At 71.3% G+C, this 24,175-nt stretch carries 25 protein-coding genes; 12 read left to right on the forward strand and 13 right to left on the reverse strand.

Translation table 11 applies throughout. The features are described from left to right. Window positions 1-16: 16 nt before the first annotated feature. On the reverse strand, window positions 17-460 hold the full coding sequence (locus tag ACFYXF_RS17185) for a nuclear transport factor 2 family protein (RefSeq protein ID WP_389350410.1): 444 nt from the start codon (window positions 458-460) through the stop codon (window positions 17-19). A gap of 146 nt (window positions 461-606) precedes the next feature. On the opposite strand from ACFYXF_RS17185, the gene ACFYXF_RS17190 reads away from it, so the two are divergent. Next, entirely contained in the window at window positions 607-1,056 is a 450-nt protein-coding gene (locus ACFYXF_RS17190; protein WP_389350411.1) for a nitroreductase family deazaflavin-dependent oxidoreductase, read from the forward strand. A gap of 67 nt (window positions 1,057-1,123) precedes the next feature. Here ACFYXF_RS17190 and ACFYXF_RS17195 read toward each other — a convergent pair whose 3' ends face one another. The 3 genes from ACFYXF_RS17195 to ACFYXF_RS17205 form a co-directional block, all read right to left on the reverse strand. Beyond that, complete coding sequence (locus ACFYXF_RS17195) at window positions 1,124-2,119, reverse strand: cation diffusion facilitator family transporter (RefSeq protein WP_389350412.1); 996 nt, start codon at window positions 2,117-2,119, stop codon at window positions 1,124-1,126. After that, window positions 2,116-2,508: a VOC family protein gene (locus ACFYXF_RS17200; protein ID WP_389350413.1), complete on the reverse strand. Its 393-nt coding sequence runs from the start codon at window positions 2,506-2,508 to the stop codon at window positions 2,116-2,118. Before ACFYXF_RS17200 ends, ACFYXF_RS17195 begins: the two co-directional genes overlap by 4 nt. Before the next feature lie 75 nt (window positions 2,509-2,583). Beyond that, window positions 2,584-3,312 carry a helix-turn-helix domain-containing protein gene (locus tag ACFYXF_RS17205; RefSeq protein WP_389350414.1) on the reverse strand — a complete coding sequence of 243 codons (729 nt, stop codon included), beginning with the start codon at window positions 3,310-3,312 and terminating at the stop codon, window positions 2,584-2,586. Between the two features lie 154 nt (window positions 3,313-3,466). Between ACFYXF_RS17205 and ACFYXF_RS17210 the strand changes: the two genes are divergently transcribed. Further along, window positions 3,467-4,993, forward strand: a complete 1,527-nt coding sequence (locus ACFYXF_RS17210) for an APC family permease (RefSeq protein WP_389350415.1) — start codon at window positions 3,467-3,469, stop codon at window positions 4,991-4,993. A gap of 170 nt (window positions 4,994-5,163) precedes the next feature. Then, window positions 5,164-6,795 carry an amidohydrolase gene (locus ACFYXF_RS17215; RefSeq protein ID WP_389350416.1) on the forward strand — a complete coding sequence of 544 codons (1,632 nt, stop codon included), beginning with the start codon at window positions 5,164-5,166 and terminating at the stop codon, window positions 6,793-6,795. Here the strand turns inward: ACFYXF_RS17215 and ACFYXF_RS17220 are convergent, their stop codons facing one another. Next, the gene (locus tag ACFYXF_RS17220) at window positions 6,796-7,323 is read right to left on the reverse strand and encodes a GNAT family N-acetyltransferase (RefSeq protein ID WP_389350417.1); all 528 of its coding nucleotides are present in this window, start codon (window positions 7,321-7,323) and stop codon (window positions 6,796-6,798) included. A 124-nt stretch (window positions 7,324-7,447) separates the two neighbouring features. Here ACFYXF_RS17220 and ACFYXF_RS17225 point away from each other — a divergent pair, with 124 nt between their 5' ends. Together ACFYXF_RS17225 and ACFYXF_RS17230 are read left to right on the forward strand one after the other, a co-directional pair. Next, on the forward strand, window positions 7,448-7,810 hold the full coding sequence (locus ACFYXF_RS17225) for a DUF1304 domain-containing protein (RefSeq protein WP_389350418.1): 363 nt from the start codon (window positions 7,448-7,450) through the stop codon (window positions 7,808-7,810). Beyond that, window positions 7,807-8,370, forward strand: a complete 564-nt coding sequence (locus tag ACFYXF_RS17230) for a TetR/AcrR family transcriptional regulator (RefSeq protein WP_389350419.1) — start codon at window positions 7,807-7,809, stop codon at window positions 8,368-8,370. The genes ACFYXF_RS17225 and ACFYXF_RS17230 overlap by 4 nt, the downstream gene beginning before the upstream one ends. Before the next feature lie 224 nt (window positions 8,371-8,594). Here the strand turns inward: ACFYXF_RS17230 and ACFYXF_RS17235 are convergent, their stop codons facing one another. Together ACFYXF_RS17235 and ACFYXF_RS17240 are read right to left on the reverse strand one after the other, a co-directional pair. Further along, window positions 8,595-9,704 (reverse strand): NAD(P)-dependent alcohol dehydrogenase, encoded by a 1,110-nt coding sequence (locus tag ACFYXF_RS17235; protein ID WP_389350420.1) that lies wholly within the window; start codon window positions 9,702-9,704, stop codon window positions 8,595-8,597. Between the two features lie 56 nt (window positions 9,705-9,760). Next, on the reverse strand, window positions 9,761-11,215 hold the full coding sequence (locus tag ACFYXF_RS17240) for an aldehyde dehydrogenase family protein (protein WP_389350421.1): 1,455 nt from the start codon (window positions 11,213-11,215) through the stop codon (window positions 9,761-9,763). Between the two features lie 103 nt (window positions 11,216-11,318). On the opposite strand from ACFYXF_RS17240, the gene ACFYXF_RS17245 reads away from it, so the two are divergent. Both ACFYXF_RS17245 and ACFYXF_RS17250 read left to right on the forward strand, forming a co-directional pair. Continuing rightward, window positions 11,319-11,747: a MarR family winged helix-turn-helix transcriptional regulator gene (locus ACFYXF_RS17245; protein ID WP_389350422.1), complete on the forward strand. Its 429-nt coding sequence runs from the start codon at window positions 11,319-11,321 to the stop codon at window positions 11,745-11,747. Window positions 11,748-11,925: 178 nt separating this feature from the next. Beyond that, window positions 11,926-12,306, forward strand: a complete 381-nt coding sequence (locus tag ACFYXF_RS17250; protein WP_389350423.1) for an anti-sigma factor antagonist — start codon at window positions 11,926-11,928, stop codon at window positions 12,304-12,306. Between the two features lie 86 nt (window positions 12,307-12,392). Here ACFYXF_RS17250 and ACFYXF_RS17255 read toward each other — a convergent pair whose 3' ends face one another. Continuing rightward, on the reverse strand, window positions 12,393-13,343 hold the full coding sequence (locus ACFYXF_RS17255; RefSeq protein WP_389350424.1) for a ribose-phosphate diphosphokinase: 951 nt from the start codon (window positions 13,341-13,343) through the stop codon (window positions 12,393-12,395). A gap of 227 nt (window positions 13,344-13,570) precedes the next feature. Here ACFYXF_RS17255 and otr(A) point away from each other — a divergent pair, with 227 nt between their 5' ends. From otr(A) to ACFYXF_RS17270, 3 genes are all read left to right on the forward strand, one after another. Continuing rightward, window positions 13,571-15,436, forward strand: a complete 1,866-nt coding sequence (gene otr(A), locus ACFYXF_RS17260) for a tetracycline resistance ribosomal protection protein Otr(A) (RefSeq protein ID WP_389350425.1) — start codon at window positions 13,571-13,573, stop codon at window positions 15,434-15,436. 97 nt (window positions 15,437-15,533) lie between these two features. After that, window positions 15,534-16,193, forward strand: coding sequence for a DUF4230 domain-containing protein (locus tag ACFYXF_RS17265; protein WP_389350426.1), 660 nt, complete (start codon window positions 15,534-15,536; stop codon window positions 16,191-16,193). A gap of 112 nt (window positions 16,194-16,305) precedes the next feature. Beyond that, the gene (locus ACFYXF_RS17270; protein WP_389350427.1) at window positions 16,306-16,980 is read left to right on the forward strand and encodes a VanZ family protein; all 675 of its coding nucleotides are present in this window, start codon (window positions 16,306-16,308) and stop codon (window positions 16,978-16,980) included. Here ACFYXF_RS17270 and ACFYXF_RS17275 read toward each other — a convergent pair whose 3' ends face one another. Continuing rightward, window positions 16,981-17,223 (reverse strand): hypothetical protein, encoded by a 243-nt coding sequence (locus ACFYXF_RS17275; RefSeq protein WP_389350428.1) that lies wholly within the window; start codon window positions 17,221-17,223, stop codon window positions 16,981-16,983. Between the two features lie 124 nt (window positions 17,224-17,347). On the opposite strand from ACFYXF_RS17275, the gene ACFYXF_RS17280 reads away from it, so the two are divergent. Both ACFYXF_RS17280 and ACFYXF_RS17285 read left to right on the forward strand, forming a co-directional pair. Beyond that, complete coding sequence (locus tag ACFYXF_RS17280; RefSeq protein ID WP_389350429.1) at window positions 17,348-18,436, forward strand: PHP domain-containing protein; 1,089 nt, start codon at window positions 17,348-17,350, stop codon at window positions 18,434-18,436. 678 nt (window positions 18,437-19,114) lie between these two features. Further along, window positions 19,115-20,077: an SDR family NAD(P)-dependent oxidoreductase gene (locus ACFYXF_RS17285; protein WP_389350430.1), complete on the forward strand. Its 963-nt coding sequence runs from the start codon at window positions 19,115-19,117 to the stop codon at window positions 20,075-20,077. Between the two features lie 187 nt (window positions 20,078-20,264). Here the strand turns inward: ACFYXF_RS17285 and ACFYXF_RS17290 are convergent, their stop codons facing one another. From ACFYXF_RS17290 to ACFYXF_RS17305, 4 genes are all read right to left on the reverse strand, one after another. Next, complete coding sequence (locus ACFYXF_RS17290) at window positions 20,265-20,927, reverse strand: M15 family metallopeptidase (protein WP_389350431.1); 663 nt, start codon at window positions 20,925-20,927, stop codon at window positions 20,265-20,267. Window positions 20,928-20,974: 47 nt separating this feature from the next. Continuing rightward, the gene (locus ACFYXF_RS17295; protein WP_389350432.1) at window positions 20,975-21,547 is read right to left on the reverse strand and encodes a transcriptional regulator; all 573 of its coding nucleotides are present in this window, start codon (window positions 21,545-21,547) and stop codon (window positions 20,975-20,977) included. 22 nt (window positions 21,548-21,569) lie between these two features. Further along, on the reverse strand, window positions 21,570-23,057 hold the full coding sequence (locus ACFYXF_RS17300) for a helix-turn-helix domain-containing protein (protein WP_389350433.1): 1,488 nt from the start codon (window positions 23,055-23,057) through the stop codon (window positions 21,570-21,572). 75 nt (window positions 23,058-23,132) lie between these two features. Beyond that, window positions 23,133-24,104 carry a phosphotransferase family protein gene (locus ACFYXF_RS17305; protein WP_389350434.1) on the reverse strand — a complete coding sequence of 324 codons (972 nt, stop codon included), beginning with the start codon at window positions 24,102-24,104 and terminating at the stop codon, window positions 23,133-23,135. Window positions 24,105-24,175: the final 71 nt, after the last annotated feature.

The following is a 24,175-nucleotide window of genomic DNA, read 5'->3' on the forward strand; positions in this document are numbered from 1 at the left end:
ACGGCCGCATACCAAGTCATCGGTCGCCGTCCAGGGCGAAGGCCTGAGCGACCGCGAGGCTGTCCTCGTACACGTGATGGCGTACGACGAGACCGTCCCGGACGGTCAGGTGCAGGGCGAACCGGGCGCGGTAGGGGCGCCCGGTGGCCCTGGCCGTCTGCCGGATCTCGCCCAGCACGACCGCGTCCTCGCCGTCGACCAGTACTCGTTCGATCTCGGTGGCGGCCTCGCCTGGAACATGGTGGGCGGCCAGGTCGCGGAAGTGGGCGGCGGCGTCCGCGCGGCCGGCGCGGTGGCGGATCCACGGGGTGGCGGCGCGGCCGTGCTCGTCCTCCGGCCAGTTCAGCCGCCAGTCGAACTCCTCCGCGTACAGGTCCGCGATCCGCTCCGGGTCGCCCTCGCCGATCCGGGTCAGCAGGTCTGCGACGACGGTACGGGTGGTGGTGGCTGCGGATGTCATGGTTTCCACTGTGGCCGAGTGCACCGGACCGGGCGATTACCTCACGGGTAAGGGCCGCTTCGTACGCGCCCGGATGAATAAGCTCCGCCCGAGTGTTCACTCTCATGAGCAACAGCCACACACGACGAGACGATGGGACGTGGGCCATGCCTCTTGAGGGCGAGTACGAAGCCAGTCCGACCCAGTGGGTGCGGGAGCAGGTGGAGCTGTACGAGAGTTCCGGCGGCACCAAGGGAACGACCCTGATGGACACCGGCATGCCGGTGATCCTGCTCACCACCCGGGGCGCCCGGAGCGGCAAGATCCGCAGGACACCGCTGATGCGGGTGGAGCACGACGGGGTGTACGCGGTGGTCGCCTCGCTGGGCGGCGCTCCCAAGCACCCGGTCTGGTACTACAACGTCCTCGCCGATCCGCACGTCGACCTCCAGGACGGGCCGGCGCGCCAGGACTTCGTCGCCCGTGAGGTGACCGGCGAGGAGAAGGCCACGTGGTGGGAGCGGGCGGTCGCCGCGTATCCCCCGTACGCCGAGTACCAGACGAAGACCGACCGGGAGATCCCCGTGTTCGTCCTCGATCCGTTCGAAGGGAACTAGTAACCGCGGGGAAAAAGAAAATCTGGTTCCGGGAGGCATGAAGTCCTCACCCCCGGGCAGCCGAGCCTCAGGCCCCGCCGCGCTCCCCCGTCGCGGCGGGGCTCTTCGCTGCCTCCTTCGCGTCCGCGTCGGTCACGTCGAGGAAGATCTCGCCGGCCTCGGGGACCGCGTGGGCCACGGAGCGCTTGATGCGTACGGAGACCTCCTCGACCCGCTCGCTGTCGAGACCGGGGACGAGATCGATCCGGGCGGCCACGAGCGTGGAGTCGAGCCCCATCTTCATCGTGAACAGGGCCTCCACGCTGTCGATCTCGGGCTGGGCCGCCAGCAGCTCGCGGATCTCGCGGCTCAGCTCCGGGTCGGCGGCCTCGCCGACGAGCTGGGCGCGGGCGTCCCGGCCCAGCCAGTAGGCGACGCAGACGAGCAGTACCCCGATGGCGAGGGAGGCGGACGCCTCCCACACGACCTGCCCGGTGACCATGTGCAGGGCCATGCCCACGAGAGCGAGCGTCACGCCGAGCACGGCGGTGCCGTCCTCGGCGATCACCGTGCGCAGGGCGGGGTCGCGCAGAGCGCCCGTACCACCGGCGGCACCTTCCCGGCGCGCCTGGTGCACGGCCCGCAGCAGGGAGGCGCCCTCGGCGAGCAACGCGACACCGAGCACCGCCAAACCGACCACATAGCCGTCGAAGGACTCCTCCGTGCCGCCCCTGAACGCCTCCACGCCCTGGAAGAAGGAGAAGCAGCCGCCCATGACGAAGATGCCGACGGCCGCGAGCAGTGACCAGAAGAACCGTTCCTTGCCGTAGCCGAAGGGGTGCCGCCGGTCGGCGGGGCGGCGGCTGCGGCGCAGGGCGGCGAGCAGGAAGACCTCGTTGAGGCTGTCGGCCACGGAGTGCGCGGCCTCGGACAGCAGCGCGGGCGACCCGCTGACGAGCCCGCCCACGGCCTTGGCGACGACGATCAGCAGATTGGCGCCCAGCGCCACCAGCACGGTCAGCCGCGTCCGCCGGTCCGCGGACGGCGTGCCCTCCGCTTCCTTCCCGTCCCCGGGAGCCGTCAAAGCTGCTCGGACGTCGTCGACACGTCGCGGCGGAGGGTGAAGGAGTGGCCGGCCGGGTCGGCGTACCCCCGCTCCTCGTACGGTGTGCCGGCGTCGTTCGTCTCCAGGGCGCGTCCGCCGAGCCCGACCACCCTGCGTTCCGCCTCGTCGAGGTCGCTCACGCGGAAGTCCAGGTGGACCTGGAAGGAGGCCTCGGCGCGTGGCCAGCTCGGTGGGGTCATGTTCGCGTCGAGGCGGAACTCCATCCGGGTTCCCTCGGCGGCCCTGATCTCGATGCGGTTGACGGTCGTCACCGTCTCCTCGGCCTCCAGCAACTCCATGTAGAACGCGGCGAGTTTCTCGGGTTCTGCGCTGTCCAGCACCACAACGGCCGCTGTCACCAAGGTCATGGTTCCTCCGTACGGAGTCCGGGGCGGGTCCGGTCGCCGCTGCCCTCTCTGGTGCGGGTACCCCGCCCACCGGAATCACACGGGATGCGCGCCGCCGGACGCGGTGAGCTGTGCGAGACGGGCCGCCGCCGCTGTCAGGAAGAGGTCGAGGGCCGCCGGGTAGGAGCTGTGGCGCATGTCCATCACGAGATGGCGGGCGGTCGCATGGATGTGCGGGTGGGTGTCGGCGGGCAGCCGGGCGTAGGTCGCCCGCCACACCGCCGCCTCGGCCTCGCGGGCGGCCTTCGGCAGCGCGGCGTTCGCCGAGTCGAGGGCGCCGAAGGCGAGCGCCTGGTCGACGAAGGCGTGGTAGATCCGTACGGCCTCGGCATCCGGGAACCCGGCGCCGCGCAGCACACCGAGGACGGTCTCCACGGCCTGGATCTCGTACGCCCGTCCGGTCACCCGGTAGGAGCTGAGCACCGCCGCCTGTGGCTGGGCGAGCGCTCCGGCGTGCATCCGCAGGCCGAGATCGCGCAGGTCGGCGCGCCAGTCGCCGCTGGGGCGCCAGGTGCGGAGCGTACGGCCGATGAGTTCGTCGGCGATGGCGAGCATCAGTTCGTCGGTGTCACGGAAGTAGCGGTAGAGGGCGCTCGGGTCGGCGCCGAGGGCGCGGCCGAGGCGGCGCACGGAGAGGGCCTCGGCGCCGTGTTCCCCGAGCAGCCGCATCGCCGTCTCGACGATCAGCTCCTCGGAGAGGACGACGCCCTGTTTGGTGGGGCGCCTGCGCCGCCGGGCGGCGGGCGGGACGACACGGTCGCTCATCGGCTTCCTCCTGAGCGGTCGCTCACGATCATGTGCGGCGCGGTGACCGGTGCGGGCACCTTATGACAACACCGTTGACCTGTTAAGGCCCCGGGCAGTTTCATGTGCGTTCACCGGGGTCGACCGAGGCCCCCAGGTGTGAGCGGAGACCGCCATGACCGATCCCCAGCCCTACGGCGCACCCCCACCCGTGTCGTCCGCGCAGCCCGCGCTGCGCAAGTCCCTCGGTGTGCTGGACGGCGTCGCCATCGCCGCGTCCAGCACGGCGGCCACGACGAGCATCGGTATCGGTCTCGGGGTCACGGCCGGGGTGGTCGGGCTGCATCTGCCCGCGATCATGCTGCTGGCGTTCCTGCCGATCCTGGGCATCGCGGGCGCCTACTCGCGACTCAACCGGGTGGAGCCGAACGCGGGCAACGGCTATGTGTGGGTGGGGCGTTCACTCAGTCCCTGGCTGGGCTTCATGGTCGGCTGGGTGAACATCGTGGCCGCGGTGGTGTTCCTCGCGTACACCACGGCGGTGACCGGTTCGGCGGTGATCCAGCTGGCGGGCGACGCGGGTCTGCACCGGGTGGCCGGGCTGGCCCTGGACCCCGGGTCGACCGCGCAGACGACCGCCGTCGGCATTCTGGTCCTCGTCGCCGTCACCCTCACCGCTGTCTCCGGCATCAGAACGGCCGCCCGGCTCCAGGGCGCACTGCTGGTCTTCGAGTACGTCGTGCTGCTGGGCTTCTGCGGCTACGGCATCGTCGTCGGCCCGCACTCCTTCAGCCTGAGCTGGTTCGACCCCTTCCAGATCCCGTCGGCGTCGGCGCTCGCGCAGGGCATGCTGCTGTCGGTGTTCTGCTACTGGGGATTCGAGGCCGCGTTCAGTGTGAACGAGGAGGTGAAGGACCCGAGGCAGGCCTCGCGGGCCGGGATCACCACCCTGGTGACGATGCTGGGGCTGTTCCTGCTCGGCTCGATCGCCTTCCAACGGGTGCTGTCCGAGGGCGAGTTGGCGGGCCACGGCGCCGAGGGGCTGGCGTTCTTCGGCGACCGGCTCGCCGACCAGCCGCTGGCCGCGCTGCCGCTCGTCGCGCTGATGTTCTCGGCCGTGGCGTCCTTGCAGGCCGGGGTGATCCCGACGGCCCGCGCGATGTTCGCGATGAGCCGCGACCGTACGCTCGGCCCGGCCTGGTCCAAGGTCAGCCCCCGGTACGGCACACCGGCGGCCGGCACGCTGATGATCGGCGCGCTGGCGGCGGCCGTCGCCGGGCTCGCCCTGGTCATTCCGCGCCTCGCCGACATGATCCTTGCGGCGGTCAACGCGATCGGCATGGTCGTCGCCCTGTCGTACGCGCTCACCGCACTCGCAGCCGCCGTGCGCTTCCGGGGGCTGCTGCGCGAGGACTGGCGGGACGGGATACGGGCGGTGGTGCTGCCGGTGTTGAGCGCGGCAACGCTGCTCGGGCTCGGCGGGTATCTCGCCTGGTCCTTCTACACCTCCGCCGACCATCTCGAACTCAGCCCGGACAACGGGTGGTTCCTGCTTCTCGTGCCGTCGCTGATGGTCGCGTCCGGTTTCGTGGCCGCCGCGTGGGCGAAGTGGGGACGTAGGTCTCCGTACTTCAGCACCGGTCGGGGCACGGATGCGGATGCGCCGCAGCTGCTTGGCGTACGGGAGCCGTCTGCGCGGTGAGCTCCGCGGGGAGGCGGTTGTTTTGTCTGCGGGCCGGTGGGGGCTGGTCGCGCAGTTCCCCGCGCCCCTAAAGGGGCGCGGTTGCCCGCCCTCTTCACCAGCACCGGCCAGACACCGCATCCCCACGCCGGCCTTTCCCTCCCACTCCCCACACCTCAAGGAAACAGAACATGCACGCTGATCTCCTCTTCACCGGCGGTCCGGTCTTCGCCCCCGGGAATCCCACGGCCGTCGCGGTCGGCGGCGGGCGGATCATCGCCGTGGGGCGGGACGAGGTGAACGATCTGATCGGGGCCGGGACCGAGGTGGTCGATCTCGCCGGGCGGCTGCTGCTGCCGGGCTTCCAGGACGCGCACGTCCATCCCCTGCCGGCGGGGCTGGAGATGACCCAGTGCGATCTGACCGGCGCGAAGACCGCCGAGGACACCGTGGCCGTCGTCCGCGCGTACGCCCTCGCGCATCCCGAGCGGGAGTGGATCACGGGCGGCGGCTGGTCCATGGAGGCCTTCGAAGGGGGCACGCCCACCCGGGAGCTGCTGGACGCGGTGGTCCCGGACCGGCCGGTGTACCTGCCCAACCGGGACCATCACGGGGCCTGGGTCAACACCCGGGCCCTCGAACTCGCGGGCGTCACCCGGGACACCCCGGACCCGGCGGACGGCCGCTTCGAGCGGGACGCCTCGGGCGAGCCGACCGGGATGCTCCAGGAAGGGGCCATGGAGTACGTGGGCCGGCTGACCCCGCCGGTCACGGCGGCGGAGCGGCTGGCGGCGCTGCTGTCCGCGCAACGCAGGCTGCACTCGCTCGGTGTCACGGCCTGGCAGGACGCGCTGGTCGGTTCGTTCCTCGGCATGGAGGACCCGTCGGAGACGTATCTCGCCGCCGCCCGGGACGGGTCGCTGACCGCGCGGGTGGTCGGCGCGCTGTGGTGGGACCGGGAGCGCGGGGCCGAGCAGATCCCCGAACTCATGGAGCGGCGGGCCGCGTTGAGCGAGGGCAGGTTCCGGGCGGGCAGTGTGAAGCTGATGCTGGACGGGGTCGCCGAGACGGGCACGGCCGCGCTGCTCGACCCCTACCTCGACAAGTGCGGCTGCGCCACCGCCAACCGGGGCACGAGCTTCGTGGACGCGGCCGAACTGCCCAAGTACGTCACCCAGTTGGACGCCCTCGGGTTCCAGTGCCACTTCCACGCGCTGGGCGACCGGGCCGTACGTGACGCCCTGGACGCCGTCGAGGCCGCGCGAGCCGCGAACGGGCCGAGCGACACCCGGCCGCATCTGGCCCACCTCCAGGTGGTCCACCCGGACGACGTGCCGCGCTTCGCCCGGCTCGGCGCGGTCGCCAACATCCAGGCGCTGTGGGCCATGCACGAACCCCAGATGGACGACCTGACCATCCCCTTCCTCGGCCCCGAACGGGCGGCTTGGCAGTACCCGTTCGGCGCGCTGCTGCGCTCGGGGGCGACCCTGGCGGCGGGCAGCGACTGGCCGGTCAGCAGCCCCGACCCGCTCCAGGCGATCCACGTCGCGGTCAACCGTGCGGCACCGGGCTCCGCGTCACCCCGGGTGTTCCTCCCCGCCGAACGCATCGGCCTGACAGCCGCTATCACGGCGTACACCGCGGGTTCGGCGTACGCCAACCACCTGGACGACACGGGCAGCGTGCGCGTCGGAGCGCTGGCCGACCTGACGGTCCTGGACCGCGATCCGTACGCGGGCCCGCCGGAGGCGATCGCGGAGACGAAGGTGGCGCTCACCTATGTGGGCGGTGAACGGGTGTACGCGGCGGAGGGGACAGCCTGACTAAAGGCCTGTGTCTGTGCCAGTGCCTGAGCCCGCGCCCAGGCTCAGGCGCAGTGTCAGGGACTGCCGTGCGAAGCCGTTCCGCTCGTAGAAACGTATGGCGTCCGTGTTGGCCGCGTAGGCGGTCACCTCGGCGTGCTCGGCGCCCCGCTCGCCCGCCCAGCGGACGAAGGCGTCCACCAAACGTGCCCCCGCCCCCGAACTCCGGTGGGCGGGACGGACGTACACGCTGATCAGGGTGGCGGCCTTCACCGGGCGCATCGCGGTGGGCTCGGCGAGGGAGCCCGTCAGGTGACCGACCACCGCGCCGGCGTACTCGACCGCCAGGACCAGGCGCGCCGGGTCGTCCAGCGCCGCCGTGAACGATACGGCGGCGTGCTCGCGCGGCCAGTTCGCGTCGACGCTCGGATCACGGGTGCCGGCGTCCTCGGCGAAGAGGGCGGTGCTGGACGCGACGAGTCCGGGGATGTCGTCGGCGCGGGCGGGGCGGACGGTGATCGTGGGGTCGGAGGTCGTGGGTTCGGTCATGGTCGGGACGCTAGCGGCGGGGTCTGACAACCGGGGCGAGTTACTGGACACCTGTCCATGTATGCTGGCCACCTGTCCATGATGGACACCTGTCCAAGAAGCCTGACGTAGGAGTTTGCCGAGCATGGAGACGGTCGCGAACGTGCTGGTCGGTCTGGTGGCCGCGCTGCACGCGTACATCCTGGTGCTGGAGATGTTCCTGTGGCAGCGCCCGCCGGGGCGCAAGTTCCACGGGTTCGACCCTGAGATGGCCCGTGCGACCGCCGCGATGGCCGCCAACCAGGGGCTCTACAACGGGTTTCTCGCGGCCGGCCTGGTCTGGGGGCTGATCGCCGCCGACCCGACCGGGTTCCGGGCGCAGGTCTTCTTCCTCTCCTGTGTGATCGTGGCCGGTGTCTACGGCGCCGCGACGGCGAACCGGCGCATCCTGTTCGCCCAGGCGCTGCCCGGCGCCATCGCCCTGGCCGCCGTCCTCGTCGCGCGGTGATCCGCGGCGTGCCCGAGGACCCGCGGGCCGCCCGCACCCGGGCGAGGCTGCGCGAGGCCCTGCTGGCGGAATGCGCCGAGCACGCCCTGGCGGAGGTCAGCGTCGCGGCGCTGGTGCGCAGGGCGGGGGTCGGACGGGCCACGTTCTACGTCCACTATCCCGACCTGGAGGCGCTGGCCGTCGACGCCTGCGCGGATGTCGTACGGGAGGCGGTGGACGCCCTGCACGCCTGGCGCGGCCGGCCCGATCCGGTGATCGCTCCGGTCGCGCTCGTGGAGTTCTTCGCGGCCCTCACTCCGCACGCCGCGCTGTACCGGGCTCTGCTGAGCCCGGGGGGTGGGGGGCCGTTGGGTCAGGTGCTGCACCGGGACCTGCGTGCCCGGAGCCTCGCGGAACGCGAGCTCGCGGGGGCGGCGGACGCGCCGCTGGTCGCCTCGGCGGTGGCCGCCACCTTCGCGGGGGTCCTGGCGGACTGGCTGCACGGCCGGATCGAGGCGACGTCGGAGGAGATCGCCCACCAGGTGTGGCAGCTGCTGGTGGCGCTGCATCGGAGCAGGTGAGGTCTTTTTTCTCGCCCCCGCCGCCCCTACCCGTCCCATCCTTCTGGGGGCTGCGCCCCCAGACCCCCCTTTTGTCCTCAAACGCCGGACGGGCTGACAAACCAGCCCGTCCGGCGTTTGAGGACAAGGCCCCTTCAGGGCCGTGGCGGGGGTTCGGGGGCGGCAGCCCCCGAGGATGGGAATGGGTAGGGGCGGCGGGGGCGAGAGACCGTACGGGCCGGCCGTCAGCCGAAGGTCAGGACCGGTTTGATCGTCTTGCCCGCGCTCATGTCCCGTACCGCCTGGTCGATGTCCGTGAACGGGTACGTGCTGATCAGGCGGTCCAGCGGGAGTCGGCCCGCCTTCACCAGGTCCACCAGGGCCGGGATGAAGGACTGGGTCTCGACGTCACCCAGGGTGAGGCCCACCACGCGCTTGCCGCCCAGCATCCCGTTGACGTCCAGGGCGACCTCCGTACCGAAGGGCGGGGCGCCGACCACGACGAGAGTCCCTCGCTGGGCCAGCGCGTCGACACCCTGGCGGAGGACCGCGACGCTGCCGGTCGTTTCGACGACGCCGTCGACTCCCTGGCCCTCCGTGATTCGCGCCACCGCCTCGGCCAAGTCCGACTCTCCCGCGTTGATCGTGTGGGTCGCACCCAACTCCCGCGCCAGCGACAGACGTTCGCCCACCCTGTCCACCGCGATGATCCTCGTCGCGGGTGTCAGCGCCGCCGCCATGACCGCCGAGAGACCCACCGCTCCGGCGCCGAGGACCAGGACCGTACTGCCCAGACCCGGCTTCAGCACGTTCCAGACGGCGCCGACACCCGTCTGGACGCCGCAGCCCAGCGGGGCGATCGACTCCAGCGGAACGTCCGCGTCGACCTTGACCAGGCTGCGCTGATCGACCAACGCCCGCTCGGCGAACGACGACTGGCCGAAGAAGTGGCCGCCCAGTTCCGTGCCGTCGCGGCTGATCGTGGCGGTGCCGTCGGCCCGGCGGCCCCCGAGGAGGTTCAGCGGCAGCCAGGTCACGCAGTACGCGGGGTGCCCGTCACGGCAGTTGCGGCAGTCTCCGCAGGAGGTGAAGGACAGGACGACATGGTCGCCGGGCTCGATGCCGGTGACGGCGGAGCCGACCGCCTCGACGACGCCCGCGCCCTCGTGCCCCAGAACTCCGGGGAGAGGGAAGGGCAGTCCTCCGCTGGCCACACCGAGGTCCGTGTGACACAGGCCCGTCGCGACCAGACGTACGAGCGCCTCGGTGGGCGCGGGCTCGGCCAGTTCGACGTCGGAGAGGGTGAAGGGCGCACCGCCGGACTCGACGACCGCGGCACGGGTGGTGATGGACATGCTGAACTCCCTTACGGGCTGAACGAGTTGGGGTGGATGCGAGACAGCCGGCGCGCTCAGTCCAGCGAGACGACCACTGACTTGACCTTCGTGTACGCGGCCAGCGCCTCGGGGCCGTACTCGCGGCCGAAGCCGGAGTCCTTGACGCCGCCGAAGGGGATCGCGGGGTCGAGCATCGCCCAGTCGTTGACCCAGACGATGCCCGCCTGGAGCCGGTTCGCGACGCGGTGGGCGCGGGCCAGGTTGGTGGTCTGGACGCCCGAAGCCAGGCCGTACGGCGTGGAGTTGGCGAGCTGGACCGCCTCGTCCTCGGAGTCGAAGGGCTGGACGGTGAGGACCGGGCCGAAGATCTCCTCCTGGACGACCCGGGAGTCGTTGGCCAGGTCGGCGATGACCGTCGGCTTGTAGTAGTAGCCGCCGTCCAGGTCGAGCCGCTCGCCGCCGCAGACGATCCGGGCGCCCTCCTTGCGGGCCAGCGCCACGAACTCCTCGACCTTGCGCAGATGCTTCTCCCCCGCCATCGGGCCGACGACGGTCTCGGGCTGCCTCGGGTCGCCGACCGGGACGCCGGGCACCGCGTCGGCGAGGATGCCGAGCAGGGTCTCGTACACCGGGCGCGCGACCAGCAGGCGCGGGCCGCCCATGCAGAACTGGCCGGTGTTGAAGACGAAGCCCTTGATGACCGCGCCGACCGCCTTCTCGACGTCGGCGTCCTCGAAGACGATGTGCGCCGCGTTGCCGCCCAGCTCCATGGTGACCGGCTTGAGCGCCTCGCCGGCCGCGCTCGCCACATGGCGGCCGATGGCGGTGGAGCCGGTGAAGGCGATCTTGTCGACTCCCGGGTGGCGGAGCAGCGCCTCGCCCGCCACCGGGCCGGTGCCCGTGACGACGTTGACGACGCCGTCGGGGACGCCCGCCTCCTGGAGCAGCCTGGCCATGTAGAGGGCGCTGAGCGGGGTCTCGTCGGCGGGCTTGTGCACCACCGTGTTGCCTGCGGCGAGCGCCGGGCCGAGCTTCGAACCGGCCAGGATGAGCGGGAAGTTGAAGGGCGTGATCGCGGCGACGACGCCGATCGGGTCGCGCTTGGTGTAGGCGAGGGCGTTGTGGACCGTCTCGCGGGTCGCGCCGTCCAGCGAGAAGGCGAGGGCGGCGAAGTACTCGTAGTCGTTGGCCGCGTTCGTCACGTCGACCGCGTGGCACAGGCTGATCGGCTTGCCCACGTCGAGGCTCTCCAGCTGCGCGATCTCGTCCGCCTTCTCCCGGATCAGCTGGGCTACCCGGTTCAGGATCCGGCCGCGCTCGCGTCCGCTCATCGCGGGCCACGGGCCGCTCTCGAAGGCCTCGCGCGCCGCCCGTACGGCCGCGTCCACGTCGGCCGCCGACGCCTCGGCGACGGTCGTGAGGACCGTGCCCCGGGACGGGTCGACCACCTCGGTCCGCGCTCCGTCCGCCGCCTCGCGCCACTGCCCTCCGACGAACAGTCGCCCGGGTTCGATCTCGAAGGTGGTCATCACCGCTCCTCAGCCTCTTTGCCAAGATGTCAATCAACAGGATTCCTGTTGGTCCGCAGTCTGATTACAGACAGGTTTCCTGTCAATGCTCTAGTCTGAATCCATGGTCAGCACCAAGGCACCCCCCTCATTGCTCTACATGGTCAAGCAGGTGGAGCTCGTAGTCCGCTCCCATCTGGACGAGCTGGTCAGACCGGCTGGAATCACCGCACTCCAGTACACCTCGCTCACCGTCCTGGAGCGACACGACGGTCTCTCGGCGGCCCAGCTGGCCCGTGACTCCTTCGTCACCGCGCAGTCCATCGCCGATCTCGTCCGGTCCCTGGAGAACCGCGGACTCGTACGACGGGAGCGCAATCCGCGCAATCGCCGGGAGCTGCTGATCCTGCTGACCGACGCCGGCCGTGAGCTGCTCGACCGCTTCACCGAGCCCGTACGGGAACTGGAGGAGCGGATGATCCGCGACCTCACCTCGCACCAGGCGGACCAGTTCCGTCAGTCGCTGTCCAAGGCCTGGCACGCGCTGTCGTAGACCCACCCCCGCACATCGCGGGAGGAGACACGCGAGACTCGCATCGATTTCACAGACATATGTCAATCGAACATGCTCAAATTCACTCCAACGAGGGTAACTTGCAGGGCGGGGAAGTCACTTGTGCTCTCATCTGCGGGTCCCGCCACCTCAGCATGCGGTTGGAGGCGATGTCGTAGTGCAGCAGGATCCTGCACCGCCCACCCGGCATCTTCGTGTCCATGAGGACCGTGGTCACACCGTGCTGGAGTTCCACGGCGAGATCGACATCGCCGCGGCCGTCGAGATCATCCCGCACCTGGACGCGGCGACCGGACATCCGGACGCCCGGATCGTGATCGACCTGACGGATGTCGAGTTCTTCGACTGCTCGGGGCTGCGCCTGCTGTACCGGGCCCGCCACCGGGTGCTCACCCACGACGGCCGTCTCCACCTGGTCTGCACGCACCCGCTCACCCTGCGCGTCCTCAAGGTCACGGGCCTGGCCACCGTGCTGCCGCCGGTCGCCTCGCTGGACGCGGCCCTGGAGCAGCCCGAGACCACGTCCGGCACGTTATGACCCCGCCGGGCGCCCAGTACGGCGCACCTGCTTCAGGGATCTCCGTGACCTGACCCGCGTCCGCCGCTGAGATCGTGATGCCCCCATCAGGTTCCCGGGGCGTCGAACAGGGCGCTGACGGACTCACCGTTGTGAATGCGCCGTACGGCCTCGGCGAGCGCGGGAGCGATGGACAGCACCTTCAGCTTCTCGGTTCGCTCCTCCTCCAGGATCGGCACGGTGTTGGTGCACACGATCTCCAGCACGTCGGGCTGTGAACTCAGCCGCTTCAGCGCGCCCGCCGCGAACAGCCCGTGGGTGCAGGCGACCCGGATGGACCGGGGCTCCAACTCCCGCAGCCGCTCCAGGAGTTCGAGGACCGTGCTGCCCTTGGCGATCTCGTCGTCCAGCACGATGACGTCCCGTCCGGTGACCTTGCCGATCACGGAGCTGATGCTCACCCGGTCGTCCGCGAACCGCTGCTTGGCCCCGGCGGCCACCTCGGCGCCGATCAGCCGGGCGAAGTGCGCGGCCTCCTTGGCGTTGCCGAGGTCGGGCGAGACGACCGTCGTCCGGGACAGGTCGTACTGGCGGAAGTGCGCGGCGAGTTCGCGCAGGGCGTGCAGATGGTCGACCGGGACCGAGAAGAAGCCGTGGACCTGCGGGGAGTGCAGGGTCATCGCGAGGACACGGCTCGCGCCCGCCGCGACCAGCAGATCCGCGACCAGCCGCCCGCCGAGCGAGATGCGGGGCATGTCCTTCTTGTCGGAGCGGGCGTAGGCGTAGTGCGGCATGACGACCGAGATCCGCCCGGCGGACGCCCCGCGCGCCGCGTCGCACATCATCAGCAGCTCGACGAGGTGTTCCTGGACCGGGACGACCAGCGGCTGGACGAGGAAGACGTCCCGCTCCCGGCAGTTGGCCTGGAGCTGCACCTCCAGGCAGTCGTTGGCGAACCGGCTGACCTGGGTGGGCCGCAGCGGCACGCCCAGGTGCTCGCAGACCTCGGCCGCCAGCTCGGGATGGGCACTACCGCTGAACACGGCGATGTCTCGCACGAACTGCTCCTCGCATGATCATTACGGTCGTCCACGGCCCATCGTACTGGCCGTTCCTGGCACTCCGTGCCGCGAAAATCGGTTGCGGCCGCCCGCCCGGGCCACGCCATGATGACGGCGGCCGGTTCTCTCCGGCTCTCCCCGACCTCAGGAGCACGGAATGCGCCGTTTCCTCGGAACTCTCCGCCGCCCATGCCGGACCACAGTTCTTGAGGACTCGACCACCCATGCACTCCGTGCCCACTTCGCACACCCTGAACATCGGGATCCTGGCCCACGTCGACGCCGGTAAGACCAGCCTCACCGAGCGGCTGCTGTTCGACGCGGGCGCGATCGACCGGCTCGGCAGCGTCGACGCCGGCGACACCCGTACGGACGACGGCGCGATCGAGCGGCAGCGCGGGATCACCATCCGCTCGGCCGTCGCCGCGTTCACGGCCGGCGACACCCAGATCAATCTCATCGACACCCCGGGGCACTCCGACTTCGTCGCCGAGGTCGAGCGCGCTCTGGAGGTCCTGGACGGTGCGGTGCTGCTGCTGTCGGCCGTGGAGGGCGTCCAGGCGCAGACGCGCGTGCTGATGAGGACGCTGCGGCGGCTGCGGCTGCCCACGCTGGTCTTCGTCAACAAGATCGACCGCGCGGGCGCCCGGTCCGAGGCCCTGGTCGCGGAGATCCGCCGTCGGCTGACCCCGTACGTCGTCCCGCTCACTGGCGTCGACGCCATCGGCACCCCGGCCGCCCGCACCCGGCCACTGACGCTCACCGCGGAGGCGATCGCCGAGGTCGACCCCGCCATCCTCGCGGCGGTCGTGGACGGCCCGGCACCCACCCCGGACGAGCTGGCCGAGGCCCTCGCCGCCCGCACCGCCGACGGCTCGCTCCATCCGCTCCTCTTCGGCTCCGCGCTGGGCGGCCAGGGCGTGCCCGAACTCGTCGGGGCCCTGACCCGACTGCTCCCCCGCCCCACCCCTACCGCCGCCGACGCGGCCCCGCGCGGCACGGTGTTCGCCGTACGCCCCGCACCGGACGGCGGGCGGACGGCGTATCTGCGGCTGTACGAGGGTGAGGTGACGGAACGTCAGCGGCTGACGTTCCTGCGACGCGAGGCCGACGGCCGGACCACCGAGGTCCCCGGCCGCGTCACCGGCCTCGATGTGATCGGCCGCCGAGGCCCGCTCACCGCCGGGAACATCGCCGCCCTGACCGGCCTCGCCACCGTCCGGGTCGGCGACCGCCTCGGCCAACTCACCGACCGGACACCGCAGTTCGCGCCCCCGACGCTGGAGACCCTGGTCAGGGCCCGGCACCCGGAGCAGTCGGCGCGGCTGCGCTCGGCGCTGCTGACCCTGGCCGACCAGGACCCGCTGACCCACGCCCGCCCGGCACCCGACGGCAGCACCGCGCTGCTCCTCTACGGCGAGGTACAGAAGGAGGTCATCGCCGCCACCCTCGTCCAGGACTTCGGCGTCGAGGCCGAGTTCGAGGCGAGCCGGGTCCGGTTCCTGGAGCGGCCCGCGGGCAACGGTGAGGCGTACGAGGAGTACCCGTGGCTCGACCGCGCCCGCTGCTACGCGACCGTCGGGCTGCGCGTCGAGCCGGGACCGCTCGGCTCGGGCGCGGTGTTCACGTACGAGACCGAACTCGGCGCGCTTCCGCGGGCGTTCCATCAGGCGATCGAGGACTCGGTGCACGCGAGTCTGCTGGCAGGACCGCGTGAGTGGCCGGTCACCGACTGCCGGGTCGTCCTCGTCCGCTCCGGGTTCATCGGGCCGCTCAGCACGGCCGCGGACTTCCGGGCGCTGACGCCGGTGGTGCTGCGCCGGGCGCTGGAGCGGGCGGGGACGCGGGTGTACGAGCCGTACCACGCCTTCGAGTTGGAGATCCCGTCGTCCGCGCTGGCCCCGGTGACCGGTCTGCTGGCGTCCCTCGGTGCGGAGTTCGGGCCGACCACGGGAGGCGGGGCCACCTGGCAGCTCACCGGAGCGGTGGCGGCCCGGCGGGTGCGCGAGGCCGAGCTGCGGCTGCCGGGGCTGACGCACGGGGAGGGCGTGTGGTGGTCGCGCCCGTCGGGCGACCGCGCACTCCGGTAGGCCCCCTCTCAATTGTCCCGATCCATCAACAGAGCGGTCTGACGGGGCATTTGGCGGGCATCCGGTTCAGTACGCAGGAAGAAAGGGGTCCGTCGCCATGACGACGTCCATCAAGGCCGTACGGCGCATGCCTGTTTGGGCCAAGGTACTGGGTGCCGTGGTGCTGGTGTTCGTGCTGTTGCTGGCCGGGCTACGGCTGGCGGTGCTTCCGGGGCTGGGGGACATATTCGGCGAGGAGACGAACGACCGTTCAGGCCCCGCGCTCCTCGAATCCATCCAGGACATGAGCCGTTACGAGGCGGCGTCCGGCAACTTCCAGGTCGTCGTGGACCTGGAGAAGGACACCAAGTATCTGCCCGACGCGATCAAGGGCACCCGGGTGCTCTACGTGGGTGCGGGCACGGTCGACGCCTATGTCGATCTCGGCAAGATCGCGAAGGACGACGTGACGGTCGACAAGGACCGGACGACCGCGACGCTCCGGCTGCCGCACTCGGCACTGGGCAAGCCCGCGCTGAACCCGGACCGCTCCTATGCCGTCTCCAAGCAGCGCGGCATCTTCGACCGGATAACCGATCTCTTCTCCGACAACCCGAACGACGAACAGGCCGTCCAGAAGCTGGCGGCCCGGCACATCGGCGACGCGGCGAAGGAGAGCGGTCTGACCGCGCGCGCCGAGGAGAACACCACGGCCATGCTCAAGGGCCTGCTCGGCTCGCTCGGCTTCACCACGGTGACCGTGACCTACGGCGCCTGAGGGAGACCGTCCTGCCCGGGTCCCCGGATCCGGGCGGGCCGGAGCTGAGTCCCCGGCCTGATCGGGGGTAACCGCCGTTTCACGGGGGTCAGTTGAAGACCGGAGGACGTTGATGGCCCGATCAGCTCCGCGCTCCCTCGCCGCGCTGCGCCTGCGCCCCGCGAAGGCCGCGAGCAAGCCGCCCGAGACCTCGAAGGAGGCCACACCCAAGGCATCGCCGAAGTCGCCGTCGAAGTCCGCGCCCAAGTTCTCCTGGAGGACCCGGGGGACCTCGAAGACCCCACCGAAGGCCTCCCCCAAACCCCCCGAGAAGGCTCCGCCGAAGCGCCGTCCGTTCGTCTTCCTGGCCCGGCTGCTGACGGTTCTGTGCGCCTTCGTGTTCATGGTGGCGTTCGCCGTGATCCTGGCGAGGCTGACCCTTGAGCCGTCCCCGGCTTCCGAAGCGCTGACCCACACCAATCTCCACCCGGGCCGCTCGCTGCGCGCCTATCTGGACCAGCCCGAGATGCGGGACGCCATCCGTCAGATCGGCGGGAACGTGCTGCTCGGCGTGCCCTTCGGTCTCCTGGTGCCCATCGTCCTGCCCAAGGCGCGGGGAGTCCTGCGAGTGCTGTTCCTGACCGCGACCGTGATGCTCATGGTCGAGCTGGCCCAGGGCCTGCTGATCACCGGGCGTGCCTTCGACATCGACGACGTCATCCTCAACACCACGGGAGCGCTGATCGGTTACCTGCTCCTCGGTCGCCGGCTGAGCCGCGCGGTGCACGCGCCGAAGAAACGGGCGTAGTTATCTCTGCCTTCTGGTCCAGGTGAGTTTGTCGCCGCCGACCCAGCGGATCATGTCCGGATCGTCGAGATCATGGACCGTGATGCCGGCCGCGGCGGCGACCACCAGCACATCGGTGAGCGCCCGCGCCGCACCGACCACCTCCCCGTCGATCTCGATGATGCGGAACGGCGGCATACCCGGCTGTACCCCGAGCACCATGATCCGCGGGTGAGCGATGTACGGGCTCCCGATTTCGGTCATGCATAGAGCGTAGAGCGAATCCGGCCATCATGTACCGGCCACCGGGCGGGCCCGTGACCGTCGCCTCCGCCCCTCCGTGGTGCGGGCCCGCCGAGCCCGCGCCACGCTGGAGGCGGAGGTGACGATGGCGATGTCACTGGATCCCGTCGAGGCGCTGGACCGGATCGCCTTCCTGCTGGAGCGCTCCCTGGCGCCCACGTATCGCGTACGGGCGTTCCGTACCGCGATCGACGTGCTGGCGGAGCTGTCCCCGGAGGAGATACGGCAGCGGGCCGACACCGGCACGCTGGAGTCCCTGAAGGGCATCGGCCCGAAGACCGCGCAGGTGGTGCGCGAGGCGCTGGCCGGGCAGGTGCCCGCGTACCTGGAGAAACTGGAGCGCGAGCAGGGCGTGACCCCGCCTCTCGGGGACGGGGAACGCCTCCGGGCGCTGCTGCGCGGGGACTGTCATCTGCACTCCGACTGGTCGGACGGCGGCAGCCCGATCGAGGAGATGGGCCGTACGGCGGCGCGTCTCGGGCACGAGTGGGCGGTACTCACCGATCACTCACCGCGCCTCACGGTGGCGCGGGGCCTGACCGCCGAGCGGTTGCGCGAGCAGCTGGCGGTGATCGAGGAACTGAACGCGACCTGGGCGCCGTTCCGGCTGCTCACCGGTATCGAGTGCGACATCCTCGACGACGGCTCCCTGGACCAGGACCCCGACCTGCTGGAGCTGCTGGACGTCGTGGTGGTGTCCGTGCACTCCAAGCTGCGCATGGACGCCCGCTCGATGACCCGCCGGATGGTGGCCGCCGTACGCAATCCGCTGTCGGACGTGCTCGGCCACTGCACCGGGCGGCTGCTCGTCGGGCGGGAGCCCCGGGGTGGCGGGGGCGGGCGGGGCGAGCGGGGCGGGGGCAAGGCGCGGCCGGAGTCGGAGTTCGACGCGGACGCGGTGTTCGCGGCCTGTGCGGAGACGGGCACGGCGGTGGAGATCAACAGCCGCCCGGAGCGGCTGGACCCACCGCGCCGCCTGCTGCGGCAGGCCGTGGCGGCGGGCGTGCTCTTCTCGATCGACACCGACGCGCACGCGCCGGGCCAGCTGGACTGGCAGATCCATGGCTGCGCCCGCGCGGAGGAGTGCGGGGTACCGGCGGAGCGGGTGGTCACGACGTGGCCGGTGGAGGACCTGTTGGCGTGGTCGCGGGAGCGCAGGCTGCCGTCGGGCTGAGGGCCCGTCCGGCGGATCGTTGCGGTGACGCGGGGCGGTGGGCGCGCTCCCCCGGAGCGGCCCAGGGGTGTGCCGCCGGCTGTCGACTCCGGCGGGCTCACGTCCATGGACGAGTCGCTCGCGGAAGCGCCGGCTGCCATCGGGCTGAAGCCCCCTGGCGGGGGGCGCACTCCCCCGGACGGACCCCAGCGACGTCGACTCCGCGAGGGCTCACGTTTGCCGAGGAGGCATTCGCGGATGCGCCGACTGCCACCGGACTGACGGCCCCTCCGACGACCGGCGCACTCCCCCGAAGGACCCTGGCCGCGTTGCCACCAGTCGCGTGCTCCGCCAGGACCACGCCCGCCCACGAGGCACCCGCGGAACGCCGACCACCACAAGGCTGACGGCCCCTCCGGCAACCGGCGCACTCCCCCGAAGAGCCCCAGCCGCGTTGCCACCAGTCGCCTGCTCCGCCAGGACCACGCCCGCCCACGAGGCACCCGCCGAAACGCCGACCACCACAAGGCTGACGGCCCCTCCGGCAACCGGCGCACTCCCCCGAAGGGCCCGGCCGGGGCTCACGTTCGGCCATGAAGCGCCGCTCGCATTCCTCTGGCCTCGTCCGGCGGGTCGGCGCCGGGGAGGGCGGCGGTGTCTCTTGACTTCGAGCGCGCTCCAATTCGTAGCGTGCTGTCCATGACCACCGCACAGCACAAGATCGGCTCGGGCTTCGATGCCCGGAGCACCGCCGACGACGTCCTCGCGGGCATCGACCTCTCCGGGAAGCTCGCGCTCGTCACGGGCGGCTACTCGGGCCTCGGTCTGGAGACCACCCGCGCCCTCACCAAGGCGGGCGCGCGGGTCGTCGTACCCGCCCGCCGCCCTGAGCACGCGCGGGAGGCACTGGCCGGCATCGAGGGTGTCGAGGTGGACGCTCTCGACCTCGGCGACCTGGACAGCGTGCGCGCCTTCGCCGAGCGTTTCCTCGCCTCCGGGCGCCCCCTCGACCTCGTCATCGACAACGCCGGGATCATGGCCTGCCCCGAGACCCGGGTCGGCCCCGGCTGGGAGGCCCAGTTCGCGACGAACCACCTCGGCCACTTCGCGCTCGTCAACCGGCTGTGGCCGGCCATCGCCCCCGGCGGCGCACGCGTCGTCTCCGTCTCCTCCCGCGGCCACCACTTCTCCGGTATCCGCTGGGACGACATCCACTGGCAGCACGGCTACGACAAGTGGGAGGCGTACGGGCAGGCCAAGACGGCCAACGTCCTGTTCGCCGTCCACCTGGACCGGCTCGGCCGCGACGCCGGCGTACGGGCCTTCTCCCTCCACCCCGGCGCCATCTTCACCCCGCTCCAGCGCCATATTCCGATCGCCGAGCAGATCGAACGCGGGTGGCGGGACGCAGAGGGCAACGCGCTCGACCCTGAGGGCTTCAAGACGCCCGAGCAGGGTGCGGCCACTCAGGTGTGGGCCGCCACGTCCCCGCAGCTGGTGGGGATGGGCGGGGTGTACTGCGAGGACTGCGATGTCGCCGAGCCCGCCACGCCGGGGGATCAGACCAGTGGGGTTCGGGACTATGCGGTTGATGCGGAGTCGGCTGCGCGGCTGTGGGAGGTGTCGGCGGAGCTCACGGGGGTGAACGCGTTCTCTGGGTGAGCACTCCGGGGCGGGTGGGTCGTTCGTTGGCTGCGGGTCGGTGGGGGCTGGTCGCGCAGTTCCCCGCGCCCCTGTCGGGGCGCGGTGCGCACCCGAGTCCCCCAGCCACCTCTTCGCTCCAGCCGTCAGGCGTGCCTGGCGGGGCGTGGTTCCGCGCCCGCCCCCAACCCGCCGGCCGCTCCAGCCGTCAGGTGTGCCCGGGGGTCAATTCCTTCGGGCCGTACAGTGCCGTCGGGGCGCCTGTCGTCAAGGCCCAGTAGCGGTCGCCGTAGGACCAGTGCCACCACTCCGTGGGGTAGTTGACCAGGCCGGCCTTGCTGAGGGCCTTGCTCAGGATTTCGCGGTGGGTGCGGGCCTTGGCGTCGATGTTGGTGGCGTGGGTGTAGCAGGCGCCCGCGCTGTCCTCGGGGTTGGCGTTCATGGCCGTGCCCAGGTCGAGTTCGTGGCCGTCGGTGTCGGCGAGGGTCAGGTCGACGGCGGCGCCCGCGCTGTGCGGGGCGATCTCGGGCGGGGAGACATAGCGGCTGGCGGCCGAACGGAGGCGGTCCGCGGGCCAGTCCGGGTGCTGGGCGCGCAGTTCGGCGGAGTACCCGTCGAAGTAGCGGCGTTGCAGGACGGGCGGCCGGTAGCCCTCGACGAACAGCAGCCGGATGCCGTCGGGAAGCAGTGCCTGCGCGTCGAGCAGCCGGTCGAGGACGCCCTGCCGCAGGTGGAACTGGGCGCCGCCGGACGCGTGTTGCTGCCGGTCGTCGGTCAGCAGGGCGCCTCGTACGTCCACCAGACGCTCACCGCACTCCTCGACGGGTACGGCGGCCACCTTCTCGTCGGACATCAGGATGATCTCACTCATGGCACGATCATCTCGCGCCGGCCCGGCCCCGGGTTCGGGGCCGGGCTTCAGGCGGCGAAACCGACGTTCGTGACGTACTCGTACTGGCCCCACTGGGAGCCGAGGTCGACGATCTGGTCGGTCCAGGCGTCGTCGAAGGCCTGGGTGTCGCCGGTGGACCAGGCCTCGACGAGCAGGTCCCAGTGCCGGATGTTGAGGGTGCGGAACTCGACGACGCGCTGGCGCGGCCGGTCCACCTGGGACTGGTTGAGGGGATGCAGTTCGACGCGCGTGCCCCGGCCCCGGGCGTTGAGCCGCCCGACGAGATACCGGGCGACGTTCTGACGGCGGACCGTCCAGTACGCCGTCTCGATCTTCTCCAGGTTCCGCTTCGACGGGCTGCGCCTGCCCTCCAGCCACGCCTTGAGCGTACGGTCGGTGACCGTCAGCCCCGCCTCCCGTGCCGCCGACCTGGCATGGTCGGTACGCGTGAGGTAGTGCAGGCGTGCCAGCAGCCCGCGCCGGGCCGTGATCGGCGTGACGATCCCGCCCGCCAGCATGTCGAGCCGGCGTGCGACGGCCGCGCTGCCCCTGATTCCCCGGGCTCCGTACATCCCGAATTCATGGGTGTGTTCAGGCATGCACCGCCTCCCTCACTGTCACTCAGTTCTCGTGCTCGCCCGCGGCGGCGGGATCAGTATCCTCGCCGACGGTGTAGGTGTCCTTGATCTTGACCTCGGAAACGCCACGCCCCTCCGGGAAGACACTCCGCCAGTCGCCGATCACATGCAGCTCGTCCGTACCCATCGCGCGCACGACGGTCAGCCCCTCGCCGTACGCCTTGTACGCCTTGGTCCAGAGGTTGGCGAAGGCCTGCGAGCGGATCAGGTGCATCCAGTCGGGGCGGTACAGCTCCCGGTTGTAGTTCGACTCCCCCATGGTGGAGACGAACTTGGAGTACATCGCCTTCACGTATTCGAGGGTGACCTCGTCGTCCTGCTCGATGGCCCGGTCGCGCGCGTCCTTCAGGGCGATCCGGAACTTCTCCAGCAGGTTCTCGGTGGCGCCGGACGTGAACGACTCATGGATCTCCGGGGGTTCGCACAGCCCGTACTTCGGCCCGGACAGCCGTAGGAGGAGCCTCAGTGTCGGCTCGGTGACCCACAGCGGGCCCGGTTCGTCGCGGTTGCCGACCGGGTTGGGCAGTTCGGCCTCGTGGTCCCAGACGGGGGGTGTGATCAGGTGGACGCCGGCCCGGCGGCGGTCGTGGCCGAAGCCGGTCGAGTGCTCCAACTGGCCGATGGGGAGGTGGGTCTTGAGCGCGGAGAGGTAGGCGCCGTTGATGTCGAGCGCGGTCACCTCGTGGGCGCCGGGCGGGAGTTCACGCCGGGCCCACTTGGGGCGGGCCTCCCAGATCTGGTCGGCACCGCGTGCGGTCTGCTTGCGCAGGATGTCCGGGATCCAGGGATGCGCCACGACGTCGTACCGCCCGCCCTTGCGGGTCGAGTCGAGCAGCGCCATCGCGTCCGGGATGGCCCGCTTGACCAGCGCGGCGGTCGCCGCGTCGACATCCCCCGCGTGTTCGGCGAGGGCACCGGCGACGGCGGCGGCGATCGGATCGGGTTCGTCGGAGACGGTCTGGACACGACGACCGACGGGGACGACCTTGACGGGGGCCACTGGTTCGGCCGGGGGTTCTTCAGCCGTCCCTCCGCCGCACTCACCGGGATCGAGGTGCTGCGGGAACCCGGCGACCTGATGGCGGGCGGGGTGTCCGCACAGCACGCAGGGCTGGGCGACGGAGAGGGTCTCCGACTCGCCCTCGGCCTCTGTTTCCTCTGTCTCCGCCACCTCCGTCGTCTCCTCGGAGCCCGCGGAGGCCTCCTCCTCAGCGTCCTGCTCGGCCCGCTCCTCCAGCCGAGTCCGCGCCCCGTCGAGGAAGTAGGCGTACTTCTCGCGCACTTCGCCGCTGGGGTCCCGCCCCGACTCCCACCCCCCGACGGTCGAGGGACTCACGCCGAGGGCCTGCGCCACCTGGGCGCGCGAGAGGTTCAGCCCTTCGCGCAGCCCGCGCCGCACCTCGACCGAGGGCAGCGGCACCTCCTGGCGGGCACCGGCCAGCAGGGCGTCGATCGCGCCGAAGTCCGTCATCGGGCCACCGACCACCGCACACGTTCTCCCAAAGACAGTTGCACCGCACCAGACTACGCACTGGGACACACTGGACTAGCGTCGGCGGCGCGCGCGTGGGAGATCTCCCAAGGCGCCCATCAGCGCAGGCCCGACCACCTCCCGCGCCCACTCCTTCCGCTCCTCCCCCATCTCCCGGGGCACCACCTCGGTCAGCATGATCAGGTCCAGGTAGGCGCGGTAGAGAGCAAGCCGCCGGCAGACCCCTTCCTCGAACTCGACCGACCCGCCCGCGTCCCGGTACCCCCGCAGAAACGCCTCGTCGCCCCGGATGTCCCCCAGCAGCGCCAGCGACACGAAGTCGGCCACCGGATCGCCCCAGAACATGCGCTCACCGTCGATGAGGCCACCGATGCGCGGCGCCCCGGCCGAGCGGTCGACCAGGATGTTCCCCTGCCAGAGGTCGAAGTGGACCAGGTGGGGAACGGTGACCTCGTCGAGGGCGTCGTACGCGTCCCGGGCGGTCCGGGCCACCTCGTCCACCGGAACCGGCAGCCACGCGTCATAACGGACGGCGTCGTCGAGCACCGCGTCGAACATCGTCGTGAAGGCCGTACGCCAGTCGGGGGCGAGGGAGCCGAGGGCGCCGGAAGGATAGCCGAAGGCCGATCCGGTGACCGTGTGCAAGCGGGCCACCAGGCCGCCCAGCTCACCTCTCAGGAGCACCCGCTCGGCCTCGGTCACGGAGTCGTCCCACGGATCGCCCGGACAGGCGGTCATCAGCAGGTGGCCGTCGCCGAGGGCCACGAGACTCGGCGCCGGTACGCCGACCGTGCCGGCGGCCTGGTAGAACTCCGCCTCGGAGACGAGCAGTCGGACCTCGTGGCTGAGCCCCGGTACCGTCTCCGGCGGCGGGATCTTCAGGACGTACCGGCCGCCGTCGGCCAGCCGGAGCTCCTCGACGACGTTGTACGTCCCACCGGTGAGCGGACGGCACTCCGCGAGGCCGTCCGGTGGCAGCCCCGCCGCCGCGAGGATCCCTCTGGCCCGCTCCCACGAATCGGTCACCGTCTCCGTGCCTCCCCCGCCTCGACCGGCCGTGTCCGCGCCCTGCGTACGGCCCCGGAACAGCGTACGGA

It is taken from the genome of Streptomyces sp. NPDC002680, from assembly GCF_042889145.1.
In the GTDB taxonomy this organism is placed as follows: Bacteria; Actinomycetota; Actinomycetes; order Streptomycetales; family Streptomycetaceae; genus Streptomyces; species Streptomyces adonidis.

Excerpts from the sequence above, each read along its gene's own strand:
- ACFYXF_RS17295 (WP_389350432.1), bottom strand. The coding sequence starts at position 21,547 with ATGCCTGAACACACCCATGAATTCGGGATGTACGGAGCCCGGGGAATC.
- ACFYXF_RS17280 (WP_389350429.1), top strand. The coding sequence starts at position 17,348 with ATGGCGATGTCACTGGATCCCGTCGAGGCGCTGGACCGGATCGCCTTC.
- ACFYXF_RS17300 (WP_389350433.1), bottom strand. The coding sequence starts at position 23,057 with ATGACGGACTTCGGCGCGATCGACGCCCTGCTGGCCGGTGCCCGCCAG.
- ACFYXF_RS17235 (WP_389350420.1), bottom strand. The coding sequence starts at position 9,704 with ATGTCCATCACCACCCGTGCCGCGGTCGTCGAGTCCGGCGGTGCGCCC.
- ACFYXF_RS17285 (WP_389350430.1), top strand. The coding sequence starts at position 19,115 with ATGACCACCGCACAGCACAAGATCGGCTCGGGCTTCGATGCCCGGAGC.
- ACFYXF_RS17275 (WP_389350428.1), bottom strand. The coding sequence starts at position 17,223 with ATGACCGAAATCGGGAGCCCGTACATCGCTCACCCGCGGATCATGGTG.
- ACFYXF_RS17265 (WP_389350426.1), top strand. The coding sequence starts at position 15,534 with ATGACGACGTCCATCAAGGCCGTACGGCGCATGCCTGTTTGGGCCAAG.
- ACFYXF_RS17270 (WP_389350427.1), top strand. The coding sequence starts at position 16,306 with ATGGCCCGATCAGCTCCGCGCTCCCTCGCCGCGCTGCGCCTGCGCCCC.
- ACFYXF_RS17215 (WP_389350416.1), top strand. The coding sequence starts at position 5,164 with ATGCACGCTGATCTCCTCTTCACCGGCGGTCCGGTCTTCGCCCCCGGG.
- ACFYXF_RS17200 (WP_389350413.1), bottom strand. The coding sequence starts at position 2,508 with ATGACCTTGGTGACAGCGGCCGTTGTGGTGCTGGACAGCGCAGAACCC.
- ACFYXF_RS17210 (WP_389350415.1), top strand. The coding sequence starts at position 3,467 with ATGACCGATCCCCAGCCCTACGGCGCACCCCCACCCGTGTCGTCCGCG.
- ACFYXF_RS17205 (WP_389350414.1), bottom strand. The coding sequence starts at position 3,312 with ATGAGCGACCGTGTCGTCCCGCCCGCCGCCCGGCGGCGCAGGCGCCCC.
- ACFYXF_RS17245 (WP_389350422.1), top strand. The coding sequence starts at position 11,319 with ATGGTCAGCACCAAGGCACCCCCCTCATTGCTCTACATGGTCAAGCAG.
- ACFYXF_RS17240 (WP_389350421.1), bottom strand. The coding sequence starts at position 11,215 with ATGACCACCTTCGAGATCGAACCCGGGCGACTGTTCGTCGGAGGGCAG.
- ACFYXF_RS17290 (WP_389350431.1), bottom strand. The coding sequence starts at position 20,927 with ATGAGTGAGATCATCCTGATGTCCGACGAGAAGGTGGCCGCCGTACCC.
- ACFYXF_RS17190 (WP_389350411.1), top strand. The coding sequence starts at position 607 with ATGCCTCTTGAGGGCGAGTACGAAGCCAGTCCGACCCAGTGGGTGCGG.
- ACFYXF_RS17225 (WP_389350418.1), top strand. The coding sequence starts at position 7,448 with ATGGAGACGGTCGCGAACGTGCTGGTCGGTCTGGTGGCCGCGCTGCAC.
- ACFYXF_RS17185 (WP_389350410.1), bottom strand. The coding sequence starts at position 460 with ATGACATCCGCAGCCACCACCACCCGTACCGTCGTCGCAGACCTGCTG.
- ACFYXF_RS17220 (WP_389350417.1), bottom strand. The coding sequence starts at position 7,323 with ATGACCGAACCCACGACCTCCGACCCCACGATCACCGTCCGCCCCGCC.